This window comes from Novosphingobium sp. SG754 (assembly GCF_013149315.1).
GTDB lineage: Bacteria > Pseudomonadota > Alphaproteobacteria > Sphingomonadales > Sphingomonadaceae > Novosphingobium > Novosphingobium capsulatum.
Genome location: NZ_JABGCC010000013.1, coordinates 61,290 through 72,861, shown reverse-complemented (window position 1 = coordinate 72,861; position 11,572 = coordinate 61,290). Strand labels below are relative to the sequence as shown.

16 protein-coding genes and 2 tRNA genes are annotated in these 11,572 nt (G+C 65.1%); 10 read left to right on the top strand and 8 right to left on the bottom strand.

Features of this window, described 5'->3' with window-relative positions; all coding sequences use genetic code 11:
* Positions 1-217: 217 nt before the first annotated feature.
* Both FHW97_RS20375 and pgsA read right to left on the bottom strand, forming a co-directional pair.
* Complete coding sequence (locus tag FHW97_RS20375; RefSeq protein ID WP_157088908.1) at positions 218-568, bottom strand: hypothetical protein; 351 nt, start codon at positions 566-568, stop codon at positions 218-220.
* 68 nt (positions 569-636) lie between these two features.
* The gene (pgsA, locus tag FHW97_RS20370) at positions 637-1,230 is read right to left on the bottom strand and encodes a CDP-diacylglycerol--glycerol-3-phosphate 3-phosphatidyltransferase (protein ID WP_171793834.1); all 594 of its coding nucleotides are present in this window, start codon (positions 1,228-1,230) and stop codon (positions 637-639) included.
* Between the two features lie 238 nt (positions 1,231-1,468).
* On the opposite strand from pgsA, the gene FHW97_RS20365 reads away from it, so the two are divergent.
* Positions 1,469-2,887, top strand: a complete 1,419-nt coding sequence (locus FHW97_RS20365) for an MFS transporter (RefSeq protein WP_171799626.1) — start codon at positions 1,469-1,471, stop codon at positions 2,885-2,887.
* 27 nt (positions 2,888-2,914) lie between these two features.
* Here FHW97_RS20365 and FHW97_RS20360 read toward each other — a convergent pair whose 3' ends face one another.
* The 3 genes from FHW97_RS20360 to FHW97_RS20350 all read right to left on the bottom strand — a co-directional run bounded on the left by FHW97_RS20360 (position 2,915) and on the right by FHW97_RS20350 (position 4,120).
* Positions 2,915-3,163, bottom strand: coding sequence for a hypothetical protein (locus FHW97_RS20360; RefSeq protein WP_171796397.1), 249 nt, complete (start codon positions 3,161-3,163; stop codon positions 2,915-2,917).
* Between the two features lie 185 nt (positions 3,164-3,348).
* Positions 3,349-3,531: a CsbD family protein gene (locus FHW97_RS20355; protein WP_022675699.1), complete on the bottom strand. Its 183-nt coding sequence runs from the start codon at positions 3,529-3,531 to the stop codon at positions 3,349-3,351.
* A gap of 154 nt (positions 3,532-3,685) precedes the next feature.
* Positions 3,686-4,120 (bottom strand): EVE domain-containing protein, encoded by a 435-nt coding sequence (locus FHW97_RS20350; RefSeq protein ID WP_171799625.1) that lies wholly within the window; start codon positions 4,118-4,120, stop codon positions 3,686-3,688.
* 63 nt (positions 4,121-4,183) lie between these two features.
* Between FHW97_RS20350 and FHW97_RS20345 the strand changes: the two genes are divergently transcribed.
* Positions 4,184-5,119 carry an isopenicillin N synthase family oxygenase gene (locus FHW97_RS20345; RefSeq protein ID WP_168352859.1) on the top strand — a complete coding sequence of 312 codons (936 nt, stop codon included), beginning with the start codon at positions 4,184-4,186 and terminating at the stop codon, positions 5,117-5,119.
* Positions 5,120-5,194: 75 nt separating this feature from the next.
* Complete coding sequence (locus FHW97_RS20340; RefSeq protein WP_171799624.1) at positions 5,195-5,761, top strand: carboxymuconolactone decarboxylase family protein; 567 nt, start codon at positions 5,195-5,197, stop codon at positions 5,759-5,761.
* A gap of 56 nt (positions 5,762-5,817) precedes the next feature.
* Here FHW97_RS20340 and FHW97_RS20335 read toward each other — a convergent pair.
* From FHW97_RS20335 to FHW97_RS20325, 3 genes are all read right to left on the bottom strand, one after another.
* Positions 5,818-5,893, bottom strand: a tRNA-Ala gene (locus tag FHW97_RS20335).
* Between the two features lie 68 nt (positions 5,894-5,961).
* Positions 5,962-6,037 (bottom strand) — tRNA-Ala (locus tag FHW97_RS20330).
* A gap of 187 nt (positions 6,038-6,224) precedes the next feature.
* A complete protein-coding gene (locus FHW97_RS20325; protein WP_022675695.1) occupies positions 6,225-6,542 on the bottom strand; it encodes a TIGR02300 family protein in 318 nt (105 codons plus the stop codon).
* A 220-nt stretch (positions 6,543-6,762) separates the two neighbouring features.
* Here FHW97_RS20325 and aroA point away from each other — a divergent pair, with 220 nt between their 5' ends.
* The 7 genes from aroA (at position 6,763) to rpsR (ending at position 11,560) form a co-directional block, all read left to right on the top strand.
* On the top strand, positions 6,763-8,088 hold the full coding sequence (gene aroA, locus FHW97_RS20320; protein ID WP_171799630.1) for a 3-phosphoshikimate 1-carboxyvinyltransferase: 1,326 nt from the start codon (positions 6,763-6,765) through the stop codon (positions 8,086-8,088).
* Positions 8,085-8,360, top strand: a complete 276-nt coding sequence (locus tag FHW97_RS20315; protein WP_022675693.1) for a hypothetical protein — start codon at positions 8,085-8,087, stop codon at positions 8,358-8,360. The genes aroA and FHW97_RS20315 overlap by 4 nt, the downstream gene beginning before the upstream one ends.
* Positions 8,357-8,983, top strand: a complete 627-nt coding sequence (locus FHW97_RS20310; protein WP_171799623.1) for a d(CMP) kinase — start codon at positions 8,357-8,359, stop codon at positions 8,981-8,983. Before FHW97_RS20315 ends, FHW97_RS20310 begins: the two co-directional genes overlap by 4 nt.
* Before the next feature lie 86 nt (positions 8,984-9,069).
* The gene (locus FHW97_RS21965; protein ID WP_183533845.1) at positions 9,070-9,507 is read left to right on the top strand and encodes a PilZ domain-containing protein; all 438 of its coding nucleotides are present in this window, start codon (positions 9,070-9,072) and stop codon (positions 9,505-9,507) included.
* 159 nt (positions 9,508-9,666) lie between these two features.
* A complete protein-coding gene (locus FHW97_RS20300; RefSeq protein WP_171799622.1) occupies positions 9,667-10,827 on the top strand; it encodes an acyltransferase family protein in 1,161 nt (386 codons plus the stop codon).
* Between the two features lie 142 nt (positions 10,828-10,969).
* Positions 10,970-11,332 carry a 30S ribosomal protein S6 gene (gene rpsF / locus FHW97_RS20295; RefSeq protein ID WP_022674842.1) on the top strand — a complete coding sequence of 121 codons (363 nt, stop codon included), beginning with the start codon at positions 10,970-10,972 and terminating at the stop codon, positions 11,330-11,332.
* Between the two features lie 3 nt (positions 11,333-11,335).
* Positions 11,336-11,560, top strand: coding sequence for a 30S ribosomal protein S18 (rpsR, locus tag FHW97_RS20290; RefSeq protein WP_011445073.1), 225 nt, complete (start codon positions 11,336-11,338; stop codon positions 11,558-11,560).
* Positions 11,561-11,572 lie beyond the last annotated feature (12 nt).

The window sequence follows — 11,572 nt, the reverse complement described above, 5'->3', positions numbered from 1 at the left end:
TATCATAGTAGCAGCGCACTCCAGCCCGATTAGGGCGCGAAGACTCGGCGCTGCGCTTCATGCACGCAAGGTGGGGCCGCGACCCCGCTTACGATCATGACTTGGCACCGGCCCGATCGCTATCTGGCGGAGAGTTTGTGAGGGCGCTGACAGATCTAGCGCATTGGCGGTGGTGGATTCTGGATAACTCGCGAAAGTCTGCATCGCTGCATGCAGGCTACCGCGCTTGGAAGCACCCGTAGCTTAAAGCCTTCTCGTAAGACTCACGGCCAAATCCGGGAAAGCCTGCTTCAAGGCGCTTAACGCAATCCTCGTGCGTGAAGCGTCCTGCAAGATAGGCTTTCCCCAGATCATAAGTCGAATTCAGCAGTTTCGTAGCCGTGGAAAGAGCGGCAGCCGCTTCGGATTCATCGAATATGTCTGCTAGAAGCGCTTGGTCTATATGCGGATATGTGGACATAACAGTATTATGATAGACGAGGATGAAAGCAGCATCGAGCAACGCCGCATTGCGTATTCTGGCTATCGCGCCGTCGCGCTCTCGCAATGCGTAATCCGATTCGCTCATAGCCCGGCTTCAGTACGTTCGAGGATTTTGGACCAGTCTCTGATTGGGCGTGAAATCTAACGCGTTACTCAATCCATATGCTTCAAGCCCACCCGCAGGTAATCCCAGCCGGTGATCACGGTCAGCCCGGCCGCGCCCCATAGCGTGGCGAGGCCCACCGTATGCGGCACATTGATGACGATCCCTTTGAGCGTAAGCGTCCACCACGGCGTGGCGCAGCCCAGGATTAGCGCGCCGAGCGAGACCATCTGGAACGTGGTCTTCCACTTGGCGAGCTTGGACACCGGCACCGAAACCTGGATGCCGCCCAGGAACTCGCGCAGGCCCGACACCGCGATCTCGCGCAGCAGAATCACCAGGCCGGCGATCACGTGCATGTCGCCCACATAGGGCCCGGTCAGCACGCCCTGCGCGGTGAGCACCAGGATCACGGCGGCCACCATGATCTTGTCGGCAATCGGATCGAGGAACACGCCCAGCTTGGACACCGTGCCTTGCGCGCGGGCCAGATAGCCGTCGAAATAATCGGTCACGCCCATCAGGCAGTACATGGCAAAACCCAGGGCATAGCCAGTGGGCCAGCCCGGCCACCACAACAGGGCAACCAGCAAGGGCACGGCAACGATGCGCGAAAGGGTGAGGATGTTGGGCAGCGTGAGCATGTCTTTTCCGCAATAAGGCGGCCGGAGCCAACATGGAAACGGTTTGTGCACGAAGGGCCTGCCATCGTGCTTGCGTGGCGCCTTTGCCCCAGCCCATCTTGCCGTGCGCCCTGGTGCCACCCATGTAAGACGGGCTGCGGGTTAAATCTTGCGGCGCCCACCGCTTGCCCCTTGCCCACCCGGCGTGGCGCGCTAAGGCAGGCGGAACAGAGACCAGGGATGCCCGGCACCGCTTAGAATGACAACTACAACGCATCTCCTTCGCGCCCGTCGCTTCCTGCCATTGTTCGTCACCCAGTTGCTGGGCGCGTTCAACGACAATCTGTTCAAGAACGCCATGGTGCTGTTCGTGGTGTTCAACGTGTACAATTCGGAAAAAGCCGAAGCGCATTTTTCCGGCATGGCGACCGCGCTGTTCATCATTCCCTTCGTGGCGCTGTCCGCCCTGTCGGGCCAATTGGCCGACATGCGCGACAAGGCCCGCATCATCCGCATCGTCAAAACCTGCGAGATCGGGATCATGACCGTCGGCGCCACCGGCCTGCTGCTGGCGTGGAAGGGCTTCCATGTCGAAGGGCTGGCCATCCCGCTGATGCTGCTGGCGCTGTTCGCCATGGGCGTGCATTCCACGTTTTTCGGCCCGATCAAGTACGCCATCCTGCCCCAGCACCTTCATGCCGATGAAGTGCTGGCCGGCACTGGCCTGGTCGAAGCGGGCACTTACATGGCGATCCTGGCCGGCACGATTGTGGCCGGCTATATCTCTGCGCCGGCAGCGGCAGTGACAGTGGTCGTCACCGCGCTGATCGGCTTCTTTGCCGGCCGCAGCGTGCCCCCCGCCCCGCCCGAACAGCCGGACGAACCGCTCGCCCTGCCGCTGCTGCGTCCGTTCCTGGCGCGCCCGCGCAATGTGGTGCGCGCGCTGGGCCTGGTGCCGGTGGTGGTGGCAGACCAGGTAGTGTCGCTCTATCGCTTGGTCCATTCCACCACGCGCCATCCGCGGGTGTTCCTGGCCATTGCGGCGATCAGCTTCTTCTGGGCCGTGGGCGCGATCCTGTTCGTGCAGTTCCCGCCGCTGGCCAAGAACGTGCTGGGTTGCAGCAAGGAAGTGGCCAGCCTGTTCCTGGTGATCTTCTCGGTCGGCATCGCGATCGGCTCGGTCTCGATCAACCGCCTGCTCAAGGGCACGGTTTCGGCCCGCTATGCGCCGATCTGCGTGGTCGGAACGGCGCTGTTCGTCGTTGGCTTCCACTTCGTCTGCGCGGCCTGGCCGGTGCCAGCACAGCGCGGCCTGCTCAACCTGACGGCCTTCATCACCGCGCCGCTGGCCGTGCCGCTGATCGGTACGCTCTTGGGCATCGCCATCACCGGGGGCATGTTCATCGTGCCGCTCTATGCCTTTCTCACCACCGTGGTGGAAAAGTGCGAGGCAGCGCGCACGATCGCGGCCAACAACATCGTCAATTCCGGCGCCATGCTGGCCGGCTCGCTGCTGGCCATGGGCCTGACGGCAGCCGGCATGCGCATTGTCGACCAGTTGCTGCTGACCGGCATTCTCTGCCTGTTTTCAGCTTGGCTTGGCTGGCTGCTCTATCGCGCCGAAGTCGCCCACCTGGGCGCGCAGGAAACCCATACGTTTGACGAGATGGCGGGCTAACAGCCCCCGCTGCGCCCGCCCCGGCGATCAGCTCATGAAGGCCATGATCGCCATGAAGCAGGCGCAGTAGGCCATCAGGAATTCCTTCACGTCCTGCACGGTGATGCGCTTCCAGTTCATCGGCTGGGAGCGCAGCGCGGCGCGCGCCATGGCCGCCTGCACCTCTGGCTCGAACACCGGCATCGGCAGCAGCACGCGGCGCGGCAGGGTGGCGCGGAACGGGTGGCCGGGTGCCTGGGCGCCAGGGCCGGCGGGTTGGGGCGTGGATTCGAGCATGGCTATCCGCTTTAACGCAATTTTAACCATGATGGCACCGGCGCAGTCGCCGCCAATTCGGCGGCGTTCCGTCATGGGACAGACCGCACAATCACCCGCCCAAAACAAAGCGGGCCGCCCTGGGAAAAGGGCGGCCCGCCAGACCATTAAAGGTCAGACCATTCAGGGACTGTCAGCAGCGTCGATCAGATATCGTCGCCCAGCGCACCCTTGACCTTGCCAGCGGCCTGCTGGGTCTTGCCCTTGGCCTGCTGGGCCAGGCCTTCGGCCTGCAGCTTGCCATTGTCGGTCATCTTGCCGGCGGCTTCCTTGACGTTGCCAACCGCTTCGTTGGCCAGACCCTTGGCGCGATCCTTGAGCTCACCCATGGTGTATCTCCTTGAAAAGGTGGGGTGGATGCGGCCGTGAGAGGGGGAAACCGGCCGCATCCTTCGAAAGCAACTACGCCTTGGGCGAGGCTTTGGTTCCAACCTGTGAGACGAACGGTTGAGCGCGTGGCAAAAAGGACAGGGGAGCCGCTGGTCAGACCGTGCCGCCGGCCATCGCCAGGATGTGCTCCCATTCGGCGGGGCGCACGGCCGAGACCGACAGACGCGACAGGCGCAGCAATTTCATGTCAGCCAGATCGGGCGTGGCCTTGATCGTCTTGAGGCTGACCGGGCGCACCAGCTTGGCCACGGGCTTGACCTTCACCGCTGCCCACTTGCCGTCGGGATCGGTGGGGTCGGTCAGGCCCGGCACGCTGATCGTTGCAATGCCAACTATTTCCTTGCCGATGTTGGAGTGATAGAAGAACGTAAGGTCGCCTTCCTTCATCGTCCGCAGGTTACGCGCCGCCAAGTGGTTGCGCACGCCATCCCAGGTGCCCTCGCCTTCGCTGACCAGGTCGTCCCAGCTATATACGTCGGGTTCGGACTTCATCAGCCAAAGCTGGGTATCGGCACTGATCTGAATCATGGAAACCTTGCGGACTATGGGGATAGAGGCGCGCCCATACCGCATTTTCCCCCGGGGAGCCAAATGAACCTCGATACTCTACCCGTCCTGTCCCTGGCTGCCGATCCGGCAGAACTTTCCCGCGATATCGGTGCCAGTTTCCAGCAATTCGGCTTTGCCATGGTCAAGGACCACGGCCTCGATGCCGATCTGGTGGCGCGCGCCTGGGCGCAGACCCAGGCCTTCTTTGCCCTGCCCGATGCGCAAAAGCGCGCCTATGCGGTTCCCGGCATCGGCGGCGCGCGCGGCTATACGCCGTTCCGCACCGAGATCGCCAAGGGCGCCAAGGTCAGCGACCTGAAGGAATTCTGGCATGTTGGCCGCGATCTGCCCGTTGGCCATCCCCTGGCCGGGGCGATGCCGCCCAATGTCTGGCCGGCCGAGATCGCGGGTTTCCACGAAACCTTCACCACGCTTTACGCCGCTTTCGACCAAGTCGGCGCGCGCATCCTTTCGCGCATCGCGGTGTGGCTGGGGCTGGACGAGCACTGGTTCGATCCCGCCATTGCCGATGGCAATTCGGTGCTGCGCCTGCTGCATTATCCGCCGGTGCCCGGCGCCCCGGACGGCGCGATCCGCGCCGGCGCGCACGAGGATATCAATCTCATCACCCTGCTGCTCGGCGCCGAGGAAGCGGGCCTGGAACTGCTGGCCCGCGATGGCCGCTGGATCGAGGTTTCGCCCCCGCCCGGCGCGCTGGTGGTCAACATCGGCGACATGCTGCAGCGCCTGACCAACCACGTCCTGCCATCGACCACCCATCGCGTGCGCAACCCCGATGGCGCGCGGGCCGGCTACAGCCGTTATTCGATGCCATTCTTCCTGCACCTGCGCAGCGATTTTCCGTTCCACACCTTGCCGCAGTGCATCACGGCGGAAAATCCCGATCGCTATCCCGTGTCGATCACGGCTGACGATTACCTGCAGGAACGCCTGCGCGAGATCGGCCTGAAAATGTAAACGCGGGCGGAACCGGCAGGCCATGGGCGGATTGCAGGCACGGGACCTGTTGCACCGCACAAAAAAGGAGCGCCCATGCGCCTGCCGCTCATTCCGCCGTCACAGCTGACCGACGAACAGAAGCCGCTTTACGACGCGATGCGTGAAGGCATTGCCAGCAACTTCAACGCTTTCAAGGTGATCGACGAATCCGGCGCCCTGATGGGGCCGTGGAACCCGTGGCTGCATTCGCCGCAAATCGGCAAGGCGATCTGGGATCTGACCCTGGCGCTGACGGCCAAGGCCACTGTGCCCGATCGCGTGCGCCAGATCGTGATCCTGACTGTGGGCGCGCGTTATGATGCCGCCTATGAAATCTATGCCCACGTCGCCGTGGCGGAAAAGGAAGGGATGAGCGCGCAGCGCCTCGCCACCCTGACCGCCGATCTCAAGCCGGCCGACCTGGTCGAGGATGAAAGCGTGGCGTTCGACCTTGCCTATGCCCTCTCGCGCGGGGGCGTGCTGCCCGAGCCGGTCTATGCCCTGGCCAAGCAGACGTTCGGCCAGGCTGGCGTGGAGGAACTGATCTTCCTGGTCGGCCTCTATGCCCTGGTGTCGGTCACGCTCAACGGCTTCAACGTGCCGGTGCCCGAACGCGAATGACCTGAGCCCCGAAACGCAAAAAGCCCCGCGTGCTGCGGGGCTTTTTGGAAGGGAACTGGTGGAGCCGAGGGGGATCGAACCCCTGACCTCTACAATGCCATTGTAGCGCTCTCCCAGCTGAGCTACGGCCCCACACGTTCCAGGCATTTTATCGTCCACGAGGAACGAAGCACCCTGGAAAACCAGGGTTTTTCGCAGACTGGTGGAGCCGAGGGGGATCGAACCCCTGACCTCTACAATGCCATTGTAGCGCTCTCCCAGCTGAGCTACGGCCCCGAAAGTCTGCCAGAATGCCCTGGGAGGCACCCTGCCCTGCGGTCACACCAGAAGGTGATCATCGCCGGGAGCCGCGCCTCTAAGGGAGAGGGTGGCGGCTGGCAAGAGGCTTTTTTGCGCCTCTCGCCAATTTTACCGGCCTGCCGGAAAATGTCCTGTGGACATCCCCCGGCCCGGCCGGAAACCCTTAATTATCGTCGTCCTCGCCCTCGTGGGCGCCCACGCCGAGATCATCGTCGCCACCCAGGTCGACGTCGTTGTCGGGCGAATCGCCGTCTTCGTCGATGTCCAGATCCTCTTCGGCGAGATCGACGTCGGCGTCGGCCTCGACCTTCTCCTTCTGGATCTCTTCATAGGGGATCGGCTGCTTGGACTTGAGCACCGGCTCAGGATGCCAGGAATACTTGCATTCCACGCACGTGACCGGGTCGGCATTGCCGAGGTCGTAAAAGCGGGTGCCGCACTTCGGACAGCTATGCTTGGCGCCCCATTCAGGCTTGACCATGAATAATCCTCGAAAAGCTCGCCCGCTGCCGATGCGGCGCGGACCGGAACCAAAAAAACGTCTTGGGGGCGCGTTACCCGGAAATCAAGCGTGCGCACGACAGACTGCGGCGCGCGCCTTGCCATAGTGGCCGCGCGCTGTCAAAAGCCGCGCGTTTTTGCCGCCCTTTTGCCATTCTGGAAAGACCGACCCCGTGAGCAGCCATTCCGATCCCGCCCTGATGCGCCCCCGCCGCTTCTCTGCCCAGGGGCCTCTCAAGGGCCGGATTCGCGTGCCGGGTGACAAGTCGATCAGCCACCGCTCGATCATGCTGGGCGCGCTGGCCGTGGGCGAAACCCGCGTGACCGGGCTGCTCGAAGGCGAAGACGTGCTTTCGACGGCCGCGGCCATGCGCGCCATGGGCGCCACGATCGAACGCCAGGCCAACGGTGATTGGCTGGTCGCGGGCGTGGGCGTGGGTGGCTTGCTGCAACCGGCCGGCGCGCTCGACATGGGCAATTCGGGCACCTCCACCCGCCTGCTGATGGGCCTCGTCGCCAGCCATCCGATCACCGCCTGCTTCGTGGGCGATGGCAGCCTGTCCAAGCGGCCGATGGGCCGGGTGATCGATCCGCTCAGCCAGGTCGGCGCGCGCTTCACCGCCTATCCCGGCGGGCGCCTGCCGCTGATCGTGGAAGGCGCGGCGACGCCGGTGCCGCTCAGCTATCGCCTGCCGGTCGCCTCGGCCCAGGTGAAAAGCGCAGTGCTGCTCGCCGGGCTCAACACCCCGGGCATTACCACGGTGATCGAGCCGATCCCGACGCGCGATCATTCCGAGCGGATGCTCAAGGGCTTTGGCGCCGATCTCTCGGTCGAGATCGCCAGCGACGGCGCGCGCGTGATCCGCCTGGTGGGTGAGGCCGAGCTCAAGCCGCAGGCGATCACCGTGCCGGGCGATCCCTCATCGGCCGCGTTCTTCGTGGTGGCCGCACTGATCGCGCCGGGGTCTGACCTGGTGATCGAGAATGTCGGCCTCAACCCCACCCGTGCCGCGCTGTTCGACGTGCTGCGCCTGATGGGCGGCAGCATCGAGGAAATCGATCGCCGCGACGTGGGCGGAGAGCCGGTGGCCGATCTGCGCGTGCGCGCCTCTGCCCTCACCGGCATCGATGTCGATCCCGCCGTGGTGCCGAGCATGGTCGATGAATTCCCCGTGCTGTTCGTCGCCGCCGCCCATGCCCAGGGCCGCACGATCACGCGCGGGCTGGAAGAGCTGCGCGTCAAGGAATCCGATCGCATCACGGTCATGCGCGTGGCGCTGGAACTGGCCGGCGCGCGGGTCACCGAAACCGAAGACGGCATGATCATCGATGGCACCGGCGGCGGCCCGCTGCCAGGCACGCAGGCTGACGCCAGCGTGGCCACGCACCTCGATCACCGCATTGCCATGTCGATGGCGGTGGCGGGCCTGGCCAGCGCCAATGGTGTGGGCATCGACGATACCCGCCCGATCGCCACGAGCTTCCCGGTGTTCGAACAGCTGATTGCCACGGCCACCGCCGCATGACGCTATCGCCGCTTTTCGCCAATATCTGCGGCTTCATCGGCATGGCCTGCATCATCCTGGCCTATGGCTACACCACGCGCGAGGGCGCGCATGGCCGGCGGCCCAACCCATTCGTGCAGCACGGCACCAATCTGGCGGGTGCCGCGCTGCTGACCGTGTCGCTGATGGTCAACCTCAACCCCGCCTCGCTGGTGCTGGAAGGGTTCTGGTCGGCTATCGCGCTGTGGGGCCTGGGCAAGGCACTGCACGACAGAAGGAACAAGGCGCGATGATCATCGCCATCGATGGCCCCACTGCATCGGGCAAGGGCACGATCGCCCGCGCGCTGGCCGCCCATTTCAGGCTGCCGCACCTCGATACCGGGCTCCTCTATCGCGCGGTCGGCCGCCAGGTGGCGCTGCAGGGTGGCAACCCCGATGATCCGGCCGATGCCTTGGCCGCCACGGCCTTTCCCGAAAGCCTGCTGGCCGATCCCGATCTGCGTTCCGAGGCGACCGGAGGCCTTGCCAGCCGTGTTTCGATCCACCCGGCGGTGCGCGCCGCCTTGCTGGAGAGGCAGCAGGCCTTTGCCAACCAGCCGGGCGGCGCCGTGCTTGATGGGCGCGACATCGCCACGGTGATTGCCCCGCACGCCGATGCCAAGCTTTACGTGACCGCCAGCGTCGCCTCGCGCGCGCTGCGCCGCTGGGCCGAAATGACCGGCCAGGGCCGCACCGTCTCCCGCGAAGAGATCGAGGCAGACCTTGCCGCGCGCGACGCCCGCGATGCCGGCCGTGCCACGGCGCCGCTGCGCCAGGCGCCGGGCGCCGCCTTGCTCGACACCTCGGCCCTGGGGCGCGAAGCTGCCGTTGCGGCCGCCATTGCGCTGGTGGAAAAGCAGCTCGCCGCGCGCTGATCCTTGCGCAGTTAGCAAGGGAATCTGCGCGGGCGGCTGAAACCTGCCCAACATTCGCCGTTCTTCCGGTCAAAGGCATTTGGCCAGTGGAGAAGACCATGTTTCGCAAGCAGGAATTGGATGCAACCGGCCCGCGTGAAGGCGGCCCCGGCATGCCGCCCACGCCCGGCGCGAACAGCGCAGAGGCGCGCCGTTTCCCCCGCATCGGCGTGGAACTGCCCGTGCGCGTCAAGCATGGGCTGGTGCGGGTTACCGTCATGCTCAAGGATCTAACGCCCTATGGCGCGCGGATCGAGGGACTCGAAAAGCAGCGCATCGGTGAGCCGATTATGCTGATGCTGCCTGGCCTCAAGCCCAAGCTGGCGTTCATTGCCTGGTCCGAGCCGATGACCTCGGGACTGGAATTCGACCACCCGCTGCATGAAGACGTGTTCGCCACGCTGATCAGCGATTTTGCCGTGGGCCACCACCGCCGCATGGCGCTGGGCCGCCCGGCCAAGCCCAGCATCCGCGACGCCGCCTGACCCGTGGCGCGCAAAGCCCCGATGCCTGCCCTGATTGCCGCGCAACCCCGGCAATTGGGCGCAGCACGCGGCTTGGCCATGGACGCGGGCGCGTGGCGGGGTTACGGGGCTGGCCATGCGCCCTGCCCCGCCGCCCGCTGACCTGAACGCCCCGTCCTGATGCAGCAACGCCTCCATCATCTCGATGCGGCGCGCGCGGTCCTGCTCTTGCTGGGCATTCCCTTTCACGTCGGCACCACCGCCACGATGATCCTGTCGCCGGGCTTTCCCGCCTGGATGGCAAATCCGGTGCTGGGGGTGGGCCTGTCGTTCATCCATTCCTTTCGCATGTCAGCCTTCTTCATCCTGGCCGGCTATTTCTCCGGCATGGCCAGCGCCCGGCGCGGGCGGCGGTCATGGCTGGGCGATCGGATGATGCGCGTGGCGCTCCCCCTGGTGGCCAGCATCGCCAGCCTGGCGGTGATCCAGTATCATCTCAAGGTCATGCTCTCGGCCGCCTGGGCGCCAGGGCTCTATGGCTGGCCACTGGCGTTCGAGCACCTGTGGTTCCTGATCGTGCTGCTGGGGTTCGTCTTCACCTATGCCCTGCGCCCGCGCCGTGCCTTCGTGCCCGATGGCGTGTGGCGGCCACTGCTGGGGCTGGATCGCGGCACCTGGCCGATCCCGCTGCTGGCGCTGGCCGCCTGGGGCGCGGGGCTTGCCTGGGGCGCACAGGTGCTGGGCCTGCAAGACAACGAGGCGGTGTTCGAGCAGGAACTGCTGCTGCGCTATGGCCAGTATCTGCCCGCGTTCGTGATCGGCGCGCTGGGCTGGCGGCTCAAGCTGGGCAACCGGCTGTTCGCATTCGATGGTCGCTGGCCCTGGCTGGCCGCGCCGCCGCTGATGCTCGGGCATTTCCTGCTCGATCCGCTGGTGCGCCCGCATCTGGGCTGGGAAGGCGATCCCGCGCCCGCCCTGCGCATCATGGATGGCGCGCTGGCCTGCGCGCTCACTTATGCCATGTCACTGATCGTGTTCCGCCTTTTGGCGCACCTGTTCGATCGGCCCAGCCGCACCGTCTCGTTCCTGGTGGACGGGGCGATGGCGATCTATCTGTTCCACATGATCGTGGCGATGCTGGTGATCCTGGGGCTGGCAAAGCTGGGCGCGGCGGACTGGCCCTTTCCCACCATGCAGTGGGCCGCGCTTTCGGTGCTGGTGCTGGGCCTGTCGATCCTGGTATTCCTGGTGGTGCGGCGCATTCCGCTGCTCGCGGTGGTCTTCGGCGGGCAGCGCCTGGCCCCACGCACGCGCGGCGATGCCTCCGCCAAAACCGGCTGAATGGCTTGCATTCCGGCCCAGAAGGGCTAAGGGCCACCTCTCTTGCGCGCGAATCGCCGCGGGAGAAGGAAGAAAGCCGGAGGGGCCCCGCAATCCCGCGGACAAGCCAGCGATCGGTTAGACTAGATAAAGGACGCGAAGCATGCCGCTTTACGAGCATGTGTTTCTGGCGCGCCAGGATCTGAGCCAGGCTCAGGTCGATGCGCTTGCCGCTACCGCCACCGAAATCGTGGAATCGAACCAGGGCAAGGTCACCAAGACCGAAACCTGGGGCCTGCGCTCGCTGGCCTACAAGATCCAGAAGAACCGCAAGGCGCACTTCGTGATGCTCAACATCGAGGCCCCCGCGGGCGTCGTGGCCGAGCTGGAACGCCAGACCGCGATCAACGAAGACGTCATCCGCTACATGACCGTGCGCGTGGAAGAACACGAAGCCGGCCCGTCGGTGATGATGCGCAAGAACGACCGCGAACGCAGCCGTCGTCGCGAACGCGAAGGGGAATAAGCCATGGCTCGTCCGTTTTTCCGCCGTCGCAAGAGCTGCCCCTTCTCGGGCAAGAACGCTCCGAAGATCGACTACAAGGATGTGCGCCTGCTTCAGGGTTTCATGTCCGAACGTGGCAAGATCGTCCCGTCGCGCATCACCGCCGTTTCGGCGAAGAAGCAGCGTGAGCTGAGCCAGGCGATCAAGCGCGCCCGGCACATCGGCCTCCTGCCCTACATCGTGAAGTAAGGAGCGCCAGCC

Excerpts from the sequence above, each read along its gene's own strand:
- FHW97_RS20355 (WP_022675699.1), bottom strand. The coding sequence starts at position 3,531 with ATGGGTGAGCTCAAGGATCGCGCCAAGGGTCTGGCCAACGAAGCGGTT.
- FHW97_RS20315 (WP_022675693.1), top strand. The coding sequence starts at position 8,085 with ATGACGCTATCGCCGCTTTTCGCCAATATCTGCGGCTTCATCGGCATG.
- rpsF (WP_022674842.1), top strand. The coding sequence starts at position 10,970 with ATGCCGCTTTACGAGCATGTGTTTCTGGCGCGCCAGGATCTGAGCCAG.
- FHW97_RS20340 (WP_171799624.1), top strand. The coding sequence starts at position 5,195 with ATGCGCCTGCCGCTCATTCCGCCGTCACAGCTGACCGACGAACAGAAG.
- FHW97_RS20310 (WP_171799623.1), top strand. The coding sequence starts at position 8,357 with ATGATCATCGCCATCGATGGCCCCACTGCATCGGGCAAGGGCACGATC.
- pgsA (WP_171793834.1), bottom strand. The coding sequence starts at position 1,230 with ATGCTCACGCTGCCCAACATCCTCACCCTTTCGCGCATCGTTGCCGTG.
- FHW97_RS20360 (WP_171796397.1), bottom strand. The coding sequence starts at position 3,163 with ATGCTCGAATCCACGCCCCAACCCGCCGGCCCTGGCGCCCAGGCACCC.
- aroA (WP_171799630.1), top strand. The coding sequence starts at position 6,763 with ATGCGCCCCCGCCGCTTCTCTGCCCAGGGGCCTCTCAAGGGCCGGATT.
- FHW97_RS20375 (WP_157088908.1), bottom strand. The coding sequence starts at position 568 with ATGAGCGAATCGGATTACGCATTGCGAGAGCGCGACGGCGCGATAGCC.
- FHW97_RS20350 (WP_171799625.1), bottom strand. The coding sequence starts at position 4,120 with ATGATTCAGATCAGTGCCGATACCCAGCTTTGGCTGATGAAGTCCGAA.
- FHW97_RS20300 (WP_171799622.1), top strand. The coding sequence starts at position 9,667 with ATGCAGCAACGCCTCCATCATCTCGATGCGGCGCGCGCGGTCCTGCTC.
- rpsR (WP_011445073.1), top strand. The coding sequence starts at position 11,336 with ATGGCTCGTCCGTTTTTCCGCCGTCGCAAGAGCTGCCCCTTCTCGGGC.
- FHW97_RS20365 (WP_171799626.1), top strand. The coding sequence starts at position 1,469 with ATGACAACTACAACGCATCTCCTTCGCGCCCGTCGCTTCCTGCCATTG.
- FHW97_RS20325 (WP_022675695.1), bottom strand. The coding sequence starts at position 6,542 with ATGGTCAAGCCTGAATGGGGCGCCAAGCATAGCTGTCCGAAGTGCGGC.
- FHW97_RS20345 (WP_168352859.1), top strand. The coding sequence starts at position 4,184 with ATGAACCTCGATACTCTACCCGTCCTGTCCCTGGCTGCCGATCCGGCA.